The following is a 19,176-nucleotide window of genomic DNA, read 5'->3' as shown; positions in this document are numbered from 1 at the left end:
TCCTGGCATATGCCAGAACGAAGAGCTACCGCTGCGCGGATATAGCAAAATTCTTGATGGTCGGTCCTATCAGAATTTTTTCAAGATTCAGTTGTTGACTTGCTAGCTACAAAAAACACTGATCGGGAGCGCAGTGCGAACACCTAGCTCAAACTAGATGTTTAACCAGCTAAAATAAGGTAGATTGTCAGCCGTGTAATTTAAATTCCTAACCAGCACCGATAGGGGCTGGCCTTGCGTGCTTTTCGATTTAGGAACAGAAGTTGGACATTTCGACTATTTCTCGATTTCTTTTTTCGCTGGCTAGCCCCGTAGTTATGTTGCTCAAGAAACCTTGGGCTGAACGTACTGCAGCCCATAATCCGTCGGCTGCAGCTCACTCGCCAATCGAAGAGTTGGACCAAGAGACATTCGTGCATTTGGGTGTCACCTCATCCACCGAAGAAGGGTGGAAACGAATACTCGAAATGTTCGGGCATCAGTTGGTGAAGTCAGAACCATTTTCTCTGCCGCATGTGTGTGAATGGTTAAACTCCAGCACCACGAGATACCAGCTAAGACAACTCGCGCATGCACGTATCACCTCATCTATGGAGCCGTCCGACGTTCTCTGTGCGCTAATCGATAGCTACTCGCTGATGTCAGGAGAACACCATAATCGGGCAAAAAACATCATTGACCACGCCGTAAATGTACTAGTTGCAGGGGTGTTGGGTGCGACCAAGGATCGCGCCATGGCAGGTTTGATTGAAGTTAACATGCAGGCTCTGCAACAACGTTTCGATGAAATCAACATGCGGCTTGATGCGCAGAGTTTGCCGGAATCAGACTGGTCTCTTGATATTGCATTCAAAGCCAATACCGATTGGCTGCTGAGCGCTTTCTCCAATCGCGCCAAAGCCAAAGTTCGGCTCGGTCAGCCGCTATGTCCTGCTGACACAGCGGCTTCTATCATATATATGTCTAGAGGCGAGTTGGTTGCGCGTTTCGAGTCCCTGCTTGTCGAATCGACTGTTGGCGGTGTAGTAGCTCTTACTGGAGATGAAGGCAACGGCAAATCTTGGCTCGTCGCGCAAGCGTGGCTCTCCTTGGAAGAAAAGCCATTGACGCTGTTTTTAACCGCGGAAGAAATAGGCGAGCAGGCCATCACCCCTGCCACCCTCCTAGCGCAAAAGCTATGCGTACAGACTGATAGGCAAGGCTCTGAACGCCACCAGGAGTTTTGGACTACTCAACTTAGCGAATGGCGCAAACAGCGTAAGGGCCCTGATCAAGGGTTTCTTGTGGTCCTTGATGGCTTGAACCAACGCCCTCGAACAGAATGGGCTCGTGTGATTGACCAGCTCAGCGAAGAGTTAGAATGCATCAGTGGCAAGCTTATTCTCACGTCGCGAAGACGTTATTTTGACGAGATAATAAAGCCGCGTTTAGTTTCATCCTACCGTGTCTTGTCAGTGCCAGAGTGGTCACCTTCGGAGCGGGATGAATTGCTCTCCTCACAAAACATGCGCGGCGGCCAACTGCATGAACGTGTTGCGTCAGCCCTTCGCAACCCTAGATTACTATCCATTGCTCTAACCCTTTTGGACAGCGAGCAGCTTAAAAAGATGGAGGAGTTAAGCATTCCCTTTTTGTTGTTCGAGCATCTGCGGGCAAGCCAACGTGACAGTTACGATCAATCCGCTGAGCACTTCAAACGCAACCTGCAGCGACATGCAAAGGAGGTATTGCAACGGCTGAGTAGGCAGCAACGCGATGACCTAAAGGTATTTGACGGTGGATTAGATGCCGTAGTGGAAGGACGATTCTATGTTCCGTTGACAGAAGACCCGACGCGCTACTCCGTAAGCGAAGAGGGGCTTGGCTTGGCATTAGGGTTGGCAATTCTCGAAGAGCTCAACAAAGCCCATCGCAATGGGCACAATCTAGACGAAGCTCTGGCTGTCATAGCGGAACCGATCGCCGCGCTTGATCAAACTTCGGAGGCAATACTGGCATCACTCACCGTGGCGTGTATGTCTGAAGAGAATTCAACTGCAATTGGTGCAGCAATCCTGACCGGGTTCGCTGGCTTACAAAATCTAGACGATGGCATTTCCAATTCTATCACCGCGTTGGCACGCATCCGGACGCCTGTTTTTCTTGAGGCGATGAGGTCTCTTGCATTGCAAGGTGGTGTAGCGATCAATTTTGATTGCGTCGAACTGGCTTTGCATAGCGCTAAGGTTGACGATCAAGCTTGGACAGCCATTGCATCGGAGCTCAATAGCTGGCTGACGCATGTAACTCTAGATGTCGAAAAACATGTAAATCCATCTGGTAGAAGCGCGGACGATCTCACATCACGCCGTCTTGAACTAAAAAACGAATTGGCAGAGAAACTCGAGAAACTATCTCCAAGTGAAAAGGACATTTTTGATCAACTGCAGCGCGTCGAAGTTCAAGACGTTTCAGTACTCGGGACAGTTGCTTTGAGACTGATGGCCGGCAAGCCACTAGCAGATTTCGCACACGCATTCGTGCAATGGAGTTTTGCTAAAAGTCTCAACGTTAGTCACTTATCACCTACGCAAGATTTTCGCCATTTAATTCGCTTCAACAGCATTGATTGGGAAGCCACCCGTGCCGAGCTTCTGCTTTTTAGCCAAAGATTGGCCGATGGAAAGCCGTCAAATGTTGGTCAATGGGCTCTAGTAACATTACTTCAGTCGACCGGACACCCGGATGACGCATTGCGTGCGCAGAAACTAGTCGACGACCTGAGCGTAGATCTACCGAAAGGCGGGGGCTGGAGACTTGTTGAAAACTATTGCAGCACCGATCCCTGCGATCCTAACAATGAAGAACCTGAGAATGTCGCGAAAACTGCAACACAGTATGCTGCTGCCGATGTCACCAGCATTTCGTTGAGTAAAGGAATACTTCCACAGGACTACTTTTTCAATGATGCGCGGCCTGCCATTAGCCGCTTTTATCCAGAGATCGCGATCAACCAGCATCGCTCGCTCTTTGATGACGTACTGCGACGCAACGCTTTACCTCTACGGCAAGGAGTAGTCGGTCTACTCGATCACTCTGCCCTCGTTACACATCAGCAAGCACTAAAGTTCGTCGGTCGCTCGTGCGGGGACGGAGCTGATGTCGAGGCTTTGCACTCGCTAGGAAACGAGGCCCAGATCTGGGCACAATTTCAATTGCAAGTTGTCTTTCCCGCGCTAGAGGCCTCCGAGCAGCTCGACTCACTCTTGAAGGCCCGGCTAGGCTATCGGCTACAAAAAAATTTGGTTGAAACCATTAAGCCACTCGACGTGCAAACCTTCGAAATGAGGCTAGCGGCTGCAGTGGCAGATCAGAACGAAGAGTCACAGTTCATAGTGCTGCTGTTCGCCCCCTTTGTTAATAGACCGTTGTCGCCATCAGTTCTAAATCATCTTCCAGCCTTGCTAAGCAGTGCGTCAACATCCGTACGTGCTCATGCATTGGCAATGGTTGCGAAGTCCGCGGATTCCGCAGCGCTACAAATAGCTAAGGAAAGTGGCTGGAATGCCAATCAGTTAAGCAAGGATGAGGCGCTGGAGCGCTGGTTTGGTTCAGACGTATTGGTAGCGGCTGCGATACAGAACGTCGCTTCCTGGGATAAATTTATAGCGGACATGGACTTTCAACATTTAGGACAACTATCGGCGCGTATCGGTGGGGAAGTATCGCTCCATGTTGCATTGACTATAGACGCCCTGCTTCAGCGCTCGCTGGAGTTACCAGTCGAATCGGACATGCTTGAAATTGAGCTCATGTATCAATCAAAAGACACCTCCCGAAAGCCCTGCTTCACCTTGCGCGAGCGCCAGCTTTCGTCGCCTGATTCCGAAAAATCTTGGCTGCGAGCACTCGAAGATGAAGACAGCTTTAATGAGCGTCAAAAAAAGCTGCATTCCAGCTTCGAAGCTTTGCTTTCGCATTTAACGCGTATAGATGCAGAGAAACTGTTGGAGCAAATTGGTACCGAAGATTTCGCAAGTATCGCCGCGGCAGATACCACCTTGACCGAACGCTGGTGCGATTTGCTGCTCAGCCAATCAAATCATGCGAATCTGGTAGCATTTCGTAATATCGGTATGCAATTAGCGCGATTCGTTTCGACGTATGACCCTATTCGTGCGGTTCAACTGTTCGAAAAATACGACCCTATCGCTCCCCTCGTGCGTGTAGTTTTTGGCCGCGCAGCTATTGAGTTGGGGGCAACGTGTATCTGGTCCGCTAGAGAGAGCACCGAGTTGAATGCTCTGCGTTCGCGCCGTCTCGACTGCGCCACAAATAACGATGTGCTCGCTTGTGAGGTATGGGCTGCTTTGTGGAGCGGAAAATCTTTCCAGCTAACTCAGTACATTGAGGAGGGCTTGGCCTCCACGCGGCCAGCTAAACAGGCACGTGCCATCTTGGTCGCCGGACTGATGGGAGAGAACTCATGTAGCGAAAGAGTTTTATCTCTATTTGCCGGGGTTCCAGGATTTCTTGGGGAAACACAGCGCCTTGCTAAGGCTCTATATGAGCGACACATCTGGGCTGCGCACTGGCTTACCCTCATGCGCGATGCGTCCTCTTCAGAAAGCTTTTGGCGTGCTGCCGTACTGTTTCTCGTAGTGGCGGACGGCCGTATTGAGGCATTGAAGCTCACAGAGGGGAAAGCCCAAGAGATTTTTCACTTACATTGGCCTAGCATCGAACGCCGATTGCAGAGTCGTTTTGATAAATTACGGACAAAATGGAAAGAGCATTTTCTTTCTGAGAAGCATCCTTGGCCACTTTTTTTGGTACGCCCAAAAAGTGACTAATGAAATAGACCGTGGCGCGCTCAAATGGTCAACATTTGGAACCCGGCAAGCGAAAGCGTAGTTTTGCGGGTACGTGAGCGAAGCGAACAAGGTTTGCTGGCGATGTAGAGCATTTCTGCTATCGGGAGGATGTTGTGATTGAGGATTGAGGCGGCGCTCGCGGGCGACTCGCGTAGTGAGAAAAGCGCCGTCGTACATCCGTACCGAGTGCAAGATACGTACGGGCATCTCCCCGGGCATCGTCGCCTATACACGCATCGTCACCAAGCAGACACTGCAGTTGGCAACGAACGACAAGGGTGAACAGGTCATGGTATATGCCATGGTTGGCGACCCGGACGTGCAGAACACCACAGACATCGCGACTTAAGTTGTGGTCACCAAAGCAATCCTCAGTGCAATTGCCGCTGTTGCCACCGTGATAGCCGGCGGGGGGGGGGGCAAAACCATGGCGCTAATCGTAGGCATCATCGCGGCGAAAGTAGTGGCCATCGTCAGCATTGTTATTCACGTAAATATCGAACGCGCGGTAGCTGGCGGATGACCAACAATATTCCGTCCATAGCGCCAATGGTCAAGGTGGCGGCGAACCAAGTGAAATGGCCATTCTGTGAACCGGATGCCTTTGTCCTGACAGACATCACCTATTCCGGCGCTATAATTTTCGGAGGATCACTCAAACTGCTCGAGAAGTTCCGCATCCAGGAAAGACGTCTTGCGCTGACGCTTGCCGCCTGAGCCCCGTGTTACAGCCTCGGGCCTTGCGCCCGGGGTTGCTTCACCCACTTCTCATTCCTTTAGACCAGGTCCCGACGATCGGGGGCGGCCCTGTCATCAGCAAAAACATGGATCTACCAACTTAGCAAGGAGTAACAATGACTGTAATTGCACTCATAAACCCCGAGACCGATCCGCACTTAATAGCGGATTGTCTAATAAGCGCGGACGGCGAAGACCGTAGAGACAAACAGTTAGTTTGGCTACCGTCTCTAGGACTAATACGAACTGGCTGGCAAGAACCTAAAGGCCCGTGGCATATCGTACGAATGGGTAGAAAAACGATTATTCTACCTAATAACGGCGGCATACTGGCTTTTGCTGGGGACTGTAAATCAGCTTTTGAGTTCTGGATAAGTCTTTCCGATACCATAAACAATAAACACGGCTATAATCCAGATGCACGCGTAGATAGCGGGTTAATTGACCTAGTCTTGTCCGGCATGGGAGTGGCAGCGCTTAAGTTTCACATGCTAGGCGTATTGATCGACGAGGGCGGAGTGCGACGCCCATTTATCCATAATTCTGAAAAAATTGTTGAAACCTCCAATTTTGGCACATGCTACTTTGCAGGATCCGGAACTAATAAGCTTTCCGCCGCAGTAATTTCAGAGGACGAAAGACATTCAGCCATCTCTGATTGGCCATGGAACAAAATATCTCCAACTGAAGAATTAGTAGAGTCACTCTGCTCAACCATGCTCTATTTCGAGTCAGATGCCCGCTATAATATAAACCCGGATACACCATTATCTGATAGATTTGGCGGCTTTTATGAATGGTACGGAGTTAAAGAGAACGGCATTCGCTTTATGCCTACCAGGATAGACCTAAACCTACTAGTAGAAAACGATAAACTATTCGTAACGCGCCTACATCTCTATGAACCGATCCAACCTCGCGATCCTAAAAAAACCATATTCAAAGGCCAACAGGCTGTTTTGTCCGTACTGACGTTTTGCAGCAAGTTAATAGAAATCCCAGTTGAGGATCTTTTCAAAGACAAGCTTGAAATCACTGTTAAACAAGTGGACGCCGTTCTAATCGAACGAATGTTCGCGAGTTACGATCGCCCTTCCAATATAGACCCAAGATTCTCCGGAATTGTGCCCACCGAAGTGCTCGCAGATAGTTTCGCCGATCCCGTTGAGATTAGAAGGGTTAGGCTAGTCATCAGCATGAATGGAAACGGAATAGCAAAAGGCCTTACAAAAATTGACGACGACTTCGCACTCGCCAATATCGTCCACCAGGATGGAAATACAATAATCACTCTATTTGAAGGTACAACGATGAATGTTGTAGATCTGATTTCAAGGCACAGCACTTAAAAACCAATACTTTAATACCTCTCCCCATGGTGGGGCCAGCAGGCCTCATCACCGGCGCGGAGGCACAAGCGAATGCGATCCAACCCTCCAAGGCAGCGCGGCATTGCAGATGTCAGCAGATCTCGTAAAGTGAGTTCAAGGCTAGCTGTTAGAATTGCACTGGTTTAGTGATCGGGCCCTTGAGAAGCAGCATGAACGAAGAATGGACCGAAGAAGAGATGCGCCAAGCGTTGTTCGGCGACGCTGAAATATCTGCTCCGGTGAGCACTGCCCCCGTGGAAGAAATCCAGCCGGACGTCACTGCCGTGCCCGTATCAAAAGGGGCGAAACAGAAAGCCCCCAAAGCTTTTAATCCGAGGATTCTAGTGACTCTCCTTGTGAGCAATGAGTTTGAAGGAAGGACGTTTGAGATCGTCCATGAAGCCGATACTCTGAGTACGCTGCTGGCAGAGCAGGAAGCCACCAGAGCAGCCAGGAAAAAATTCCGGTATGTGGAAGTGGTATCGGTCAAATCAATGTAAATCATGTTTCCAAGAGACCAACGGGTTGGTGCGGTACTTCGGAGAATGGCATACCCACCCGCAAGAGGTGCCTAGCCCTTCACACATCGATTTGGATGAATGGGAAACTCTAGCCACGAGTCGCACGGATCGACGCCCGCTGTTGGCTGGTGGTCGGACGACAGAATCTTCATGTGGAGTTGATGCATGCAGATGGCATACGTCAGGAGTTTATTCAGCGATGATGCCATTCGACTCGAGAGCCCAGTCCCGCTTTAGGTCTTTTCAGCGCTACCGCTCGGGCTGACTGTGAGCAGCTCTGAGTTACGCCAGAAAGCCCAAGGGTCAATGCCCCAAGGAAGTAAGGAGTCGGCCGAAACCGCAAAAGTGAAGAGCCAGAAACGGCGAATCCCGCTCTAGACGGGATTCTCAGCCGTCGATTGCATGCGTTCGACGGGGCAGGACGCTGTTACCTGGCACTGGGCCATCTGACTTTCATCAAAAGCGGGGTGCGATCCAAAGATCCCTGTAACCACCCGGTGGTTCACGCCTAAGCGCGTATCAACAGTAGCCAATCGACAGTCATTATGTCAATCATGACGTCACATATTGGATCACCGCCGGTCACTCATCAGCGACATAAAAACAACTGCAACCCTGAAGCGTCGGAAGCAAAAATCAACTCACTAACCTGGGGATTCCACGCGCACTTGGACACCCATTCCACGAACACTTGGACAGCGACTCCACGCTGACTTGGACACTCATTCCACGGCCACTTGGACACTGATTCCACAAGCACTTGGACAGTGATGTCCCACTGATCCGATCCATGCTCAGGCAGGCAGCAACGCAGGATTATTCACTACCATCGACCTCTTTTCTCGAAGCGAAGAGGTCGTCGTGGAGCGTATATCCATGCGTAAAATCCGAGAGGTACTACGCCTAAAGTTCGACGCAGGCCTGTCCGTGCGCAAGATCGCCGCCAGCCTGCGCATCAGTAGCGGCAGTGCGGGCAATTACTTGCACCGCTTCAACGCTTGCGGGCTGACTTGGCCGATATTGTTATCGGATGCCGAACTGGAGCGATGCCTGTTCCCTCCAGCACCAACAGTTCCCAGCGATCAACGTCCGATGCCTGACTGGGCATGGGCGCATGCCGAGCTGCGTCGCCCCGGCGTAACTCTGGCCCTGCTTTGGCAAGAGTACCGACTCGCTCACCCGCAAGGCTTCCAATACAGCTGGTTCTGCGAGCACTACCGCCTCTGGGCCGCCAAGGTCGACGTTGTCATGCGCCAGGAGCACCGTGCCGGCGAAAAGCTGTTCGTCGATTACGCCGGACAGACCGCGCCCATTATCGACCGACAGACCGGTGAAATCCGTCAGGCCCAGATCTTCGTCGCCGTCCTCGGCGCGTCCAGCTACACCTTCGCCGAGGCCACTTGGTCGCAGAAACTGCCCGACTGGCTGGGCTCGCACGCCCGCTGTTTTGCTTTTTTCGGTGGCACATCGCAGATCCTGGTGCCCGATAATCTGCGCAGTGGCGTCACCAAGGCGCATCGCTACGAGCCGGACATCAACCCCAGTTACCGCGATCTCGCCGAGCATTACGGCGTAGCCGTACTGCCCGCGCGTTCGCGTAAACCCAAGGACAAAGCCAAGGTTGAAGTGGGTGTGCAAGTGGTCGAGCGCTGGATCCTGGCAGTGCTGCGCAACCGCCAGTTCTTCTCGCTCGGAGAACTCAACACGGCAATCAGCCTGCTGCTCGAACGCCTCAATCAAAAGCCCTTCAAGAAGCTGCCCGGCTCACGCCGGTCAGCCTTCGAGACCCTTGACCAACCGGCGCTGCAACCGTTACCGGAGCATCCGTACGTCTACGCCGAATGGAAAAAAGTACGCGTCCACATCGACTACCACGTCGAGGTCGACGGCCACTTTTACTCGGTGCCGTACCAGTTAGTGAAGCACCAACTCGAAGTGCGGCTCACGGCCCAGACCGTCGAGTGTTTCCACGCCAACCAACGCGTGGCCAGCCATCTGCGCTCGCCGCACAAAGGCCGCCACACCACCCAGACCGAGCACATGCCCAAGAGCCACCGCGAACACGCTGAGTGGACACCGCAACGACTGATCCGCTGGGCCGAGCAGACCGGGCCCAACACCGCGGGCGTTATCGCCTACATCCTCGAACGCCGAATCCATCCGCAGCATGGCTTCCGCGCCTGCCTGGGGATCCTGCGCTTGGGCAAACAGTACAGCGAAGAGCGGCTGGAAGCCGCGTGCCAGCGTGCGCTGGCACTGGGTGCATGCAGTTACAAAAGCCTGGAATCGATCTTGCGCCAAGGCCTTGAACGCCTGCCGCTGGCCCAGCAAAACCTGCCGCTGCTGCCCGACGAGCACATCAACCTGCGTGGCCCCGGCTACTACCACTGACCTGAAAAAGGATCACCAAAATGCTACCCAACCCGACGCTCGACAAGCTGCAAACCCTACGCCTGCACGGCATGATCAAGGCGCTGAGCGAGCAACACGCAACGCCCGACATCAACGACCTTGGCTTCGATGAACGACTCGGCCTGATGATCGACCGCGAACTGACCGAGCGAGAAAACGCACGTCTGACGACGCGCCTCAAAGCCGCCCGACTGCGCCACAACGCTTGCCTGGAAGACATCGATTACCGCAGCCCGCGTGGCCTGGACAAGTCCATGATCCTGCAACTGGGCAGCGGCCAGTGGCTGCGCGATGGCTTGAATCTGATCATCGGCGGCCCGACCGGTGTAGGCAAAACCTGGCTCGCCTGCGCGCTGGCCCACAAGGCCTGCCGGGACGGCTACAGCGTGCGCTACTTACGTCTGCCGCGCCTGATGGAGGAACTGGGCCTGGCTCACGGAGACGGTCGCTTCGCCAAATTAATGGCCGGCTATGCCAAGACCGACCTGCTGATCTTGGACGACTGGGGCCTAGCGCCGTTTACCGCTGCGCAAAGGCGCGACATGTTGGAACTGCTGGACGACCGTTACGGCAACCGCTCGACGCTGGTCACCAGCCAGATGCCGGTGGACAAATGGCATGCGCTGATCGGCGACCCGACCTTGGGCGATGCGATCCTCGACCGGCTGGTGCACAACGCTTATCGAATCGAACTGAAGGGCGAATCGATGCGCAGACGCGCAACGAAATTGACGGCAACAGGGACTTCAGACTAACAATGCAAACCTGCGTCGCTGCGCTCCGACTGCCTGTCCAAATGGGCGTGGATCAGGTGTCCAAGTGAGCGTGGAACGAGTGTCCAAATGATCGTGGACTGGGTGTCCAAGTGTCGTGGAATCCGCACACTAACCCTTGCAACTTACTGCCAAACGTAAAAGCTAATCATCAGCCCCACCTTCAAATACTAAAACCTCGCTTGACTCTATACGATCAGAAATGCAGCCAACTCCGCTAGAAATGTAGCACCCTCCTCCTAAAACCCTATACACATAGTAGCAGTCACCAGACACAAACTTACCCTTGGAGATACTTAACAACTGCTCCATCAACCAAGATCCGCTTTTATTAAAGTATCCAGGGCTGACTAATTGTATCTCTTCAACCTTTACCAACTCAGACCGAGAAAAAACCAAACCTTCAAGACTAACAACATCAGACAGCATCAGCATATCTCGATACTTACCGTCTTTAGTTATTTTAGCCAGCGTCACATAAAACCAGGGCTGATGAAGACCATGCTCAATATAGCGCCACAGGTGACAATCTGATCCGAAAGCCTCGCCAATCTGAATTTCAGCATCCGCGTAGGTACGAAACATAGCATCACTCCACTTTATACTCTATCGAGTATAGCACTTTCATTCCTGTAAAGGCCTTATCGTTCCTTTTGCGAGTAATGCACATTGGAACTGAAATACGCATTTGGTAAGGCCCTGCGAGAAATCAGAATGAGCAAGGATCTGTCGCAGGAAAGCATAGGGGCGAGTCAAAGCTACGTGAGCGACGTCGAGCGCGGCCTGAAGACGCCATCGATTGAAAAGCTGGATGAATTTGCGTCGAACATCGGGGTTCATCCGGTGACCATTCTCGCTAAAAGCTACCTGCTTAAAGACGAATCATTGCAACCAGAGATCTTGATCGCCCGCCTGCGCGAGGAACTAGGTCTAAGCGAGATTTAAGCTTAGCCGAGAAATGGTCTGCCCCGTGGGTAGGTGTTGCAGATGTGATTTTCCGGGCCATGATCCACACGCGGGGGATCTGAATGCAATTCACCCTGATCGTTTTTCTGGTTTACGCCCGGCCACAGTAGTTCGCTCTCTATCCACCCCAGGGAGGGGCGTATTTAAATATTCTTTTGTCAGCCCCTTCAAATGCGCGTTATAGGCCCAAGTTACGAACTGCTCAAGCAGTCTGTCACCTTCAACCTTAAGACGACTATTCTCAGCCTCTAGTCGATAAAGACGCTGTGTAATCACCCCAACCTCCACGGCGGTAAGTTTTTGATGGCGCCCGGAACGTGGAGCCCCACTAAGCCGCTTTTTAGCATCTTGGTATGCCGTTTTTATACGCACGCGCTTGTCGAGTGCCTGGCGCGTATAACGAACACGCAGGCGCCTCTCAATTACATCAATGAACAGATCCCACGTGAGCTTGCCGGACCATCCATCCAGCATACCCACAATGAGTCCGATGGCATCGTCACTAAGATTTTTCGCCCGCCCCTTAGTCATGTTTGCCTCCCTTAGGCCGGCGGCGGCTGGCAATATCCAAAAGTTTTATAGGTGAACGGCCATCTATTGCAACGCGATCTTCCAACGCTTGCTCTATGCCCCATGACACAACGGGAACATCAGTCAGTTGGATTACAGAGCCGACTGGAACCGCTGGATTATCGAGGATCTCTATAAGCTGGGTTAGCCGCAGTACCGTCTTCTTATGGTGCTCCATCCAACGGTCCGCTCCGTAGTAGCCTTTGAGGGTCGCAGCTTCAGCATGCGCCAGCAATTCTTGCGCCTCTTGTAGCCGACGTTTCACCATCAGGGTCTTGCCTTCGTCGCCCTTCACACAAACATGCTCGTAGCAATTGACGCAGTCGGCATGCCGGTCGCATGGCATCATTGAGTAGTCATGGACACAGAAGCCGAAGTCAGTCGTATGGGCCGTCGGAATTTTGAGCCGTGCAAATTCATCTCGTGAAATCGGGATATTCTTTGGCAGCTTTGCCAGCGGGCCGAACATATGGGACTCGTCGCCAATAGACTCGCGAAACTTCGCCACCATTTGATCTGCGCTCACATGGTCATACACCTCGTTCTGCCGAACATCCACGCGCCCAGACCACTTCGCAATATCTAACTGACTCATCCCGCCCGCCTGCGCCAAAGTATTGAGGTAGTGACGGAACTGATGGGTAGATACTCGGATATGGCTGCCGTCTGGCTCTTTGAAACCCAGCCGCCCAAACATTGACTCAAAGCCATGTTCACTTCTGGTGCCGAGTGCTGTGTTCACCTGATTGGTAGTGACCGGTTCAATGACACCGCCAAACGTACCTTTTGCAGAATGCAGTTCATTACGCCGCACTACGATAAGCGCTTCTGAAAACTTAAGGCCCATCTCCGCGTTGAGCAGTGGGAATCCCGCTGGAAGTAGAGCTATTGCGGCTCTTTCGACATCAGCAAATCGCACACATACTTTACGTCCTTTTTTTTCCAACAACACATGATTTGCTGTACACCAAAGTCGAGCAAATGAAGGCGCGCCCTCATCCAGCAAAATCACCTGCTGAACTTCATCCAGTGTCAAAAATTCTTGGCTTCTCAGGTACTCCAGATGCTGAGGTAGATAAAGCTTTTCTGAATTCAACTCGTACCATTGAGCAATACGTCGAGCGGCTTGCGTCAAATGCCTGATTTTGGCAATGGCCTCAGCGACAACGGGCGCCATAGAGGGAATGATCCATTTAACCATTGGATCAGCTCGCTTTGCCGGCTGCCATCGTAGGCCGTAGGCATCTTTACCGCCTGACGTTTTGTCATAAACCTCACAGTTCTCGGTTAGCAGCAGCACTTCGTTGATGCGATCAGGCGCAGAGCAGAGAATCGCGGCAATCGAGGAGAACAAAACGTCATTAGGTTGGGTCGCCAAGTAAAACGTCTTAGGAAGCGCTTCCAATGCGGCTTGGGATGGCATTTTCGCGTTCCGGCGTTTGTCAAATTCCTGCCCGACACGAACTGTATCGATCGGTCGATTGATAGGACTACGCCACGAAAGGGGAATCGCTGTGAGACGGTGTTCCGACATGAACTTGGCAATTAACTCGAGCTGAGCACCTACTCGATAGGCCGTAGATCCTGAAAGGCGCTCAGCGATAATTCGCGCCGCTCGATTAAACGTGTCGCCATCCATCATCACCGGGATCAAGTGACCGCTCATTCTAAAAGCAGCATCAAGGGCGCGCAGCGCAGTGACTCGAAAAGCAGGATTCTTCGTTGGCCGCATACCCTGCATGTAGCGGACGTAAGCTTTGGCAAAAGACACAAACGGCTCAGACATCTGCGTTGGCAGTACGTCATTTACCGTTTCTTGCGTGGAGAAGCAGATGCGCACCCGATTCTTACCATGCGCCTTCAGCTGCGTCGTGTCGGTGACATCCCATGCCATATCGTCAAAACGAAGACCAGCACCGAAAATAGTCAGGTTAGACCGGCTCATCGCGATAAACTCGCGCAAGTTTTCTGCGGCATCCCGCTCTGCCCTGGGGATGAACACCACGAGGCTGTCAGGCATCCTTCATCTCCCCACGCTTCTTCCGAGTGAGTTGAACCACCTCGGCAACGGCGAGAATTGTGCGGTCATTCACTGCCGCGATACGGTCATCTGCCACTGCGATCAAACGTTCACGCTCGACCAGCAGGTAGTCCAGCACCGCTTCATGAGGACCATCGACCCAGGCTTCGAAGTTTTTACAGGTGTAGCACGCAATAGGCGCCATAAACCCACAAGGTCCGCCGCGACCACAGTTCCCCATCGGCTTCATTGTTTCGTCAAAGCGAGGATCGACAATACGACTCGTTGGGTCACCGCCGCGGCTCGCCGCCGACTCCTCACTAATGACGATACCGGCAAACGCATGAGCAAGCGGCGCCATTCGAAGCGCCACGGCACGGTCGATCCGCTCAATGATTTCCGGTGTGGCCTTCACATAAATACCGACGTTTTGAGTGTCGCTGTGATCGAGCAGTTCAGCGATGATCAGCTCGCCGTGCCCCTCTCTTGCCGCGGACGTGGCCATCGTATGTCGCAGCCGTTTAGAGGTCACCTTGAGGGGTTCACCGGTTCGCTCCGAATACACCTGCAAAGCTTCAAATACCGAACTGATTCTGCCGCCAATCTCATCAGGCGAAGTGTGATGGTGAAATCCTGGACGATTTCTTTTCGTCGTCATCCTTTGAGGAAACAAAGGCGCTTGCGACGGCACAATGGAGAATTTTCCGTCACGTGCGAATCGTTTGCGTACAGTACTCGCGTAGCTAATTAGCATTTTTCCGATGCTGGGCGTTATCAATCGCTCCTTGAATTGCTCCCGTCGCGCCTGGGCACTTACTTGCTTAACCCTAGGCACTCTTAGTACGTACTCGTAGCTCCCATCCGCTTTCGCAATCTGTTTGACATCGCAGACTTTCAACATTGCGAACTGGATATTTCTCTGCCCCAAGAGCAAAGAAAGCCAGCTCAGAAGATAGTCATCCAAGGCGATCTTCTTGGCGGCAAAGGCATCGTTCAGCGCCGCTTGCGTGGCCGAGCGTTCAATGTCCGTAAGCGGCCCCTTGAGCGGATCCATCGTCAGGACTGCTGCGCCCTTGCGGTTCCCTTTGAGGCGAATGCTTTTCAGAAAGCGCACGGCGGCGTTCGTTACGCCTGGCACGCCCAAACTATTCCATTTTTTGAGAAAGGCGCTCAAGGCGCCGAGCTTCCACTCGGTATCCGTTGTGAGGGAAGCTCGAAAACTCGCGAGCTGCGGCGCGTCAATGTCTCCAACAACCTGGCCCTGCGCAATCGATACGGATTCGAGAAACCGCCTCAGATGGTCAAAAAGTGAGACTACAGTTGTTCCTTCAGCGTTTTCGGCATACCAAATCAAAGGGAACTTCGCTGCCGCGATTAACTCGTCCGCGGCACATCGACTCAATCGTTCGAAATTCACACTGATTGAATGAAGGCCGTCATGGTACGACCATCGTTTGGCGCTCGGATCGAACACCGCTCCGCTAAGTGCCCTAACAGTAGGCGGCAGAGTCAAACCGCCCAACGAATGACGGGAAATCGCTCTTTTTTCAGTCATCGCTCGCCACCCCGTCTACTTGCCTGGCTTGCATTGCCAAGGACACCTGCTGAGCTTTCAGTCGTACGTGCCGGCGGGTGTAATTGACAGAGGTCTTCGAGGTCGGTGCCCAGCCCATCAAGAACGATCGCATGCGCTCTTCTTCGGCTTCAGAAACTTTCGCATTGTCCATGACGTCCGAGAAGCGGTCGTTCCACGTGTGGCGAAGAACATGCGGGGTCACCGCATCGAATTCACCATTAAAGGCATTCCGCAGCTCGGCGAAAATAGCATTCACAGCACTGAGCGAGAGAGGCGCGCCGGTACCCATGGCGATGAATAGGTAGGGGTGCCGCCTTGCACCTTCAGTGGCTCGGCGTGTGTTGGTTATGTATTCGTGCGTCAGCTTGCAAAGGCCTGGGGATAATGGAATCTTTCGGTCACGCGTCTTAACCAGTGGCTGATCCTTTCGAGGGTCTTGCGGATCGTCTGCTCGCCTGACAACCGTCAGCTCCTCAGACTGGAAGTTAATGTCGGAAATCTTGATGTTTAATACTTCTCCACGCCTTAGCCCAAGCTCGTAGAACCAGCGAACTAGGAGAGCATTTCGAATGCGTGTGCCCTTCCCCTTCCAGGGGTTCTCCGGTGATGTTGGCGACGTAACACTGAGAAGTCTCTCTGCTACCTCTGGCTGAAGCCCTTCCCGCTGCCCAATAGTATTTCTCCCTTTATGGCGCGGCAGTCGCGCGCCCAGCGCATCCTTGCAAGACGTCCACTCATTCCAAAGCTGCGCTCTCTCAGTTGCACTCGAGTGATAACGGGCCATGTGGTATCGCACGAGCCAATCGAGATAGTCCCGGATGACCCGAATACGGTTAGCTGCGGTATGACCCGCCACCTCTGTTGGTGCAAGTTTTCGTTGAAATAGGCGCACGCTTTCAGCGGCGCTTCTACGAGCGGATGGATGGGATGGGGAAATCGAATCGCACTTCAGTTGATCAGCGACAGGGCGCCTGCAGAACCGAACAAGCTCGTCAAGCTCGCTTAAACGAAAAACACCGCCCTTTCGGATGCGCTGCTCAATATCAATCCGATTGGAGTCGAGGAATAGATGGAGCACCATGATTGACCTCAAGATCTGGTCAATCGTATTGCTCGCTCTGTTGGTCGCCCGAATCTCGCTGAGGACGTAAACGGAGGGCTCGAATAAGGGGGCGCCGGAGGCCAGTGCAATCAGCACAGGCAAGCGCTCCCCCGAGCCCAAGACAATCATCTTTACCGCATACGGGTTCAGAGTCATTTGTTTACACCTTCGAGAGGTAAACACTTAACAAATGTAGCTCTTACTCCGCAAAAATCTGTAAACAATAAAAAAGCGAAGCCAAATCAATGGCTTCGCTTTTAATGTTTACCGCTCTTAAAAAACTACACTTCAGAACGGAATATCGTCATCAAAGCTGTCGAAATCCGGAGCCGGTTGCGGCGCGGCTTGCTGTGGAGCCGGGGCCGAACGCTGTTGCGGAGCCGACTGCTGCGGGCGCGGAGCCTGCTGGCGTGGTGCTGGAGCGGACTGCTGATAGTTGTTGCCGCCGCCTTGTTGCTCGCCCTGTTGTGGACGGCCGCCGAGCAGTTGCATGGTGCCTTGCATGTCGACCACGATTTCGGTGGTGTAACGCTTGATACCGTCTTTTTCCCACTCACGGGTCTGCAGCTTGCCTTCGATGTAAACCTGCGAGCCTTTACGCAGGTATTCGCCAGCGATCTCTGCAACCTTGCCGAACATCGAAACACGGTGCCATTCGGTCTTCTCGACCTTCTGCCCGGTTTGCTTGTCGGTCCACTGTTCGCTGGTTGCCAGACTCAGGTTGGTCACGGCGTTACCGTTAGGCAGGTAGCGAACTTCGGGATCCTGGCCGCAAGTGCCGACCAATATGACTTTGTTAACCCCACGGGCCATAACGTTCTCCTAGGCTTCGCAAGCAGCCCCGGCCGGGTTGTTCACCAGGCGTTCGAGGGTGTCGCGATCCACTAATTCTTTGTCCAGTTTGATGTAAACAGCCGCTTCATCAGCAACTATCACTGCATCGGTTACCCCTACGAGGGCCTTGAGGCGCTCGACCAGACCCGCTTCGCGGATCGCCTCGGGCGACAACGGCAAGCGCAGGCTCGTCACGTAGGGAGGTTCGCGCATGGTAACAGCAAAGGCCAGCCATATGGCAGCCAGCCCGGCACATCCAAGGAACACAACCGACAGACCGCCATGCTGAAACAACCAGCCGCCGAGTATCCCGCCAAGAGCCGAACCGAGGAACTGGCTGGTGGAATACACGCCCATGGCCGTGCCCTTCCCGCCCGCCGGTGAAACCTTGCTGATCAGCGACGGCAATGAAGCCTCCAGCAGATTGAACGCGGTGAAAAACACCACCGTGCCAATCACCAGAGCCCGCAAGCTGTCACCGAACTGCCAGAAGAATAGCTCAGTCAGCATCAGCGTCATGACGGCGCCGAGCAAAACTCGTTTCATTTTGCGTTTCTTCTCGCCATAGATGATGAACGGGATCATGGCGAAGAACGAAATCAGCAGTGCGGTCAGGTAGACCCACCAGTGCTGCTCCTTGGGCAAACCGGCTTTTTCCACCAGTGCCAGGGGCAACGCGACGAAGCTCGACATCAACATGGCATGTAACACAAAGATGCCCAGATCCAGGCGCAACAGATCCGGATGTTTGAGTGTCGGCAGCAACGCCTGCCGCGCTACACCCGATTCACGGTGCTGCAATGGCCCGGTGGATTTCGGCACCATGAACATGACGATCACGATTCCGACCAGCGCCATCGCGCCAGTGGCGAGAAACAATCCGGACAAGCCGAAGGCACTGGTCAGCAGCGGCCCGACCACCATGGCCACGGCGAATGACAGGCCAATGGTCATGCCGATCATTGCCATCGCTTTGGTGCGGTGTTGTTCACGAGTCAGGTCAGACAGTAACGCCATGACCGCAGCGGAAATCGCCCCGGCGCCCTGCAGGATCCGACCGGCGATCACGCCCCAGATCGAGTCGGCCTGAGAAGCCAGCACACTGCCGAGGGCGAAGACGATCAGCCCCAGGTAAATCACTGGCCGGCGGCCGATGCGGTCGGAAATAAACCCGAACGGAATCTGGAAAATCGCCTGTGTCAGGCCGTAAGCGCCAATAGCCAACCCAATCAGGGCCGGGGTCGCTCCTGCCAGATCCATGCCGTAGGTCGCCAGTACCGGCAACACCATGAACATGCCAAGCATACGGAAGGCGAACACCAGGGCCAGACCGCTCGCCGCGCGGGTCTCGCTGCCACTCATGCGTTCGCTGTGGGGATCGTGCATGGAAAAACCTCGTGTGAACCGGCGGCGATTCTACCAGTCCCATCGAAAGACGGGG

Annotated in this window: 15 protein-coding genes and 1 pseudogene; 9 read left to right on the top strand and 7 right to left on the bottom strand. The window is 53.3% G+C overall.

The genetic code is table 11. The annotated features are described in order from the left end of the window. Nucleotides 1–263 precede the first annotated feature (263 nt). The 8 genes and pseudogenes from AB4P91_RS08905 (at nt 264) to istB (ending at nt 10,649) form a co-directional block, all read left to right on the top strand. Complete coding sequence (locus tag AB4P91_RS08905; RefSeq protein ID WP_395604642.1) at nt 264–4,832, top strand: hypothetical protein; 4,569 nt, start codon at nt 264–266, stop codon at nt 4,830–4,832. A 175-nt stretch (nt 4,833–5,007) separates the two neighbouring features. Then, nucleotides 5,008–5,376, top strand: a pseudogene (locus tag AB4P91_RS08900) (TULIP family P47-like protein). After that, the gene (locus AB4P91_RS08895; RefSeq protein ID WP_395604641.1) at nt 5,373–5,570 is read left to right on the top strand and encodes a TULIP family P47-like protein; all 198 of its coding nucleotides are present in this window, start codon (nt 5,373–5,375) and stop codon (nt 5,568–5,570) included. Before AB4P91_RS08900 ends, AB4P91_RS08895 begins: the two are co-directional and overlap by 4 nt. Before the next feature lie 137 nt (nt 5,571–5,707). Beyond that, the gene (locus AB4P91_RS08890) at nt 5,708–6,940 is read left to right on the top strand and encodes a hypothetical protein (protein WP_216311380.1); all 1,233 of its coding nucleotides are present in this window, start codon (nt 5,708–5,710) and stop codon (nt 6,938–6,940) included. Between the two features lie 191 nt (nt 6,941–7,131). Further along, nucleotides 7,132–7,461 (top strand): hypothetical protein, encoded by a 330-nt coding sequence (locus tag AB4P91_RS08885; protein WP_216311379.1) that lies wholly within the window; start codon nt 7,132–7,134, stop codon nt 7,459–7,461. Continuing rightward, nucleotides 7,430–7,747: a Mov34/MPN/PAD-1 family protein gene (locus tag AB4P91_RS08880; protein WP_253219630.1), complete on the top strand. Its 318-nt coding sequence runs from the start codon at nt 7,430–7,432 to the stop codon at nt 7,745–7,747. The genes AB4P91_RS08885 and AB4P91_RS08880 overlap by 32 nt, the downstream gene beginning before the upstream one ends. Nucleotides 7,748–8,358: 611 nt before the next feature. Next, nucleotides 8,359–9,873, top strand: a complete 1,515-nt coding sequence (istA, locus tag AB4P91_RS08875; protein ID WP_038825005.1) for an IS21 family transposase — start codon at nt 8,359–8,361, stop codon at nt 9,871–9,873. A gap of 20 nt (nt 9,874–9,893) precedes the next feature. Then, nucleotides 9,894–10,649, top strand: coding sequence for an IS21-like element ISPre4 family helper ATPase IstB (gene istB / locus AB4P91_RS08870; protein ID WP_059400003.1), 756 nt, complete (start codon nt 9,894–9,896; stop codon nt 10,647–10,649). Nucleotides 10,650–10,811: 162 nt separating this feature from the next. Here istB and AB4P91_RS08865 read toward each other — a convergent pair whose 3' ends face one another. After that, nucleotides 10,812–11,252 (bottom strand): hypothetical protein, encoded by a 441-nt coding sequence (locus tag AB4P91_RS08865; RefSeq protein ID WP_216311378.1) that lies wholly within the window; start codon nt 11,250–11,252, stop codon nt 10,812–10,814. A gap of 129 nt (nt 11,253–11,381) precedes the next feature. Between AB4P91_RS08865 and AB4P91_RS08860 the strand changes: the two genes are divergently transcribed. Next, nucleotides 11,382–11,612: a helix-turn-helix transcriptional regulator gene (locus AB4P91_RS08860; protein WP_253219629.1), complete on the top strand. Its 231-nt coding sequence runs from the start codon at nt 11,382–11,384 to the stop codon at nt 11,610–11,612. A gap of 90 nt (nt 11,613–11,702) precedes the next feature. On the opposite strand, the gene AB4P91_RS08855 is transcribed toward AB4P91_RS08860, so the two are convergent. The 6 genes from AB4P91_RS08855 to AB4P91_RS08830 all read right to left on the bottom strand — a co-directional run bounded on the left by AB4P91_RS08855 (nt 11,703) and on the right by AB4P91_RS08830 (nt 19,121). After that, a complete protein-coding gene (locus AB4P91_RS08855) occupies nt 11,703–12,164 on the bottom strand; it encodes a hypothetical protein (RefSeq protein ID WP_216311376.1) in 462 nt (153 codons plus the stop codon). After that, complete coding sequence (locus AB4P91_RS08850) at nt 12,157–14,223, bottom strand: integrase (protein ID WP_395604640.1); 2,067 nt, start codon at nt 14,221–14,223, stop codon at nt 12,157–12,159. The genes AB4P91_RS08855 and AB4P91_RS08850 overlap by 8 nt, the downstream gene beginning before the upstream one ends. Further along, entirely contained in the window at nt 14,216–15,778 is a 1,563-nt protein-coding gene (locus AB4P91_RS08845) for a site-specific integrase (RefSeq protein WP_216311375.1), read from the bottom strand. The genes AB4P91_RS08850 and AB4P91_RS08845 overlap by 8 nt, the downstream gene beginning before the upstream one ends. Continuing rightward, nucleotides 15,771–17,057, bottom strand: coding sequence for a site-specific integrase (locus tag AB4P91_RS08840; protein WP_216311374.1), 1,287 nt, complete (start codon nt 17,055–17,057; stop codon nt 15,771–15,773). The genes AB4P91_RS08845 and AB4P91_RS08840 overlap by 8 nt, the downstream gene beginning before the upstream one ends. Nucleotides 17,058–17,189: 132 nt before the next feature. Further along, nucleotides 17,190–17,714, bottom strand: coding sequence for a single-stranded DNA-binding protein (locus AB4P91_RS08835; protein ID WP_042561333.1), 525 nt, complete (start codon nt 17,712–17,714; stop codon nt 17,190–17,192). A gap of 9 nt (nt 17,715–17,723) precedes the next feature. Then, complete coding sequence (locus AB4P91_RS08830) at nt 17,724–19,121, bottom strand: MFS transporter (RefSeq protein WP_042561334.1); 1,398 nt, start codon at nt 19,119–19,121, stop codon at nt 17,724–17,726. Nucleotides 19,122–19,176: the final 55 nt, after the last annotated feature.

Source organism: Pseudomonas sp. B21128 (genome assembly GCF_044218865.1).
Lineage (GTDB): Bacteria > Pseudomonadota > Gammaproteobacteria > Pseudomonadales > Pseudomonadaceae > Aquipseudomonas > Aquipseudomonas iridis.
Note: the sequence above shows the minus strand (reverse complement) of the source record. Positions and strands in the feature narration are given on the sequence as shown.

Coding starts and splice junctions, on each gene's coding strand:
- AB4P91_RS08895 (WP_395604641.1), top strand. CDS start 5,373: ATGACCAACAATATTCCGTCCATAGCGCCAATGGTCAAGGTGGCGGCG.
- AB4P91_RS08890 (WP_216311380.1), top strand. CDS start 5,708: ATGACTGTAATTGCACTCATAAACCCCGAGACCGATCCGCACTTAATA.
- AB4P91_RS08885 (WP_216311379.1), top strand. CDS start 7,132: ATGAACGAAGAATGGACCGAAGAAGAGATGCGCCAAGCGTTGTTCGGC.
- AB4P91_RS08880 (WP_253219630.1), top strand. CDS start 7,430: ATGTGGAAGTGGTATCGGTCAAATCAATGTAAATCATGTTTCCAAGAG.
- istA (WP_038825005.1), top strand. CDS start 8,359: ATGCGTAAAATCCGAGAGGTACTACGCCTAAAGTTCGACGCAGGCCTG.
- istB (WP_059400003.1), top strand. CDS start 9,894: ATGCTACCCAACCCGACGCTCGACAAGCTGCAAACCCTACGCCTGCAC.
- AB4P91_RS08865 (WP_216311378.1), bottom strand. CDS start 11,252: ATGTTTCGTACCTACGCGGATGCTGAAATTCAGATTGGCGAGGCTTTC.
- AB4P91_RS08860 (WP_253219629.1), top strand. CDS start 11,382: ATGAGCAAGGATCTGTCGCAGGAAAGCATAGGGGCGAGTCAAAGCTAC.
- AB4P91_RS08855 (WP_216311376.1), bottom strand. CDS start 12,164: ATGACTAAGGGGCGGGCGAAAAATCTTAGTGACGATGCCATCGGACTC.
- AB4P91_RS08850 (WP_395604640.1), bottom strand. CDS start 14,223: ATGCCTGACAGCCTCGTGGTGTTCATCCCCAGGGCAGAGCGGGATGCC.
- AB4P91_RS08845 (WP_216311375.1), bottom strand. CDS start 15,778: ATGACTGAAAAAAGAGCGATTTCCCGTCATTCGTTGGGCGGTTTGACT.
- AB4P91_RS08840 (WP_216311374.1), bottom strand. CDS start 17,057: ATGACTCTGAACCCGTATGCGGTAAAGATGATTGTCTTGGGCTCGGGG.
- AB4P91_RS08835 (WP_042561333.1), bottom strand. CDS start 17,714: ATGGCCCGTGGGGTTAACAAAGTCATATTGGTCGGCACTTGCGGCCAG.
- AB4P91_RS08830 (WP_042561334.1), bottom strand. CDS start 19,121: ATGCACGATCCCCACAGCGAACGCATGAGTGGCAGCGAGACCCGCGCG.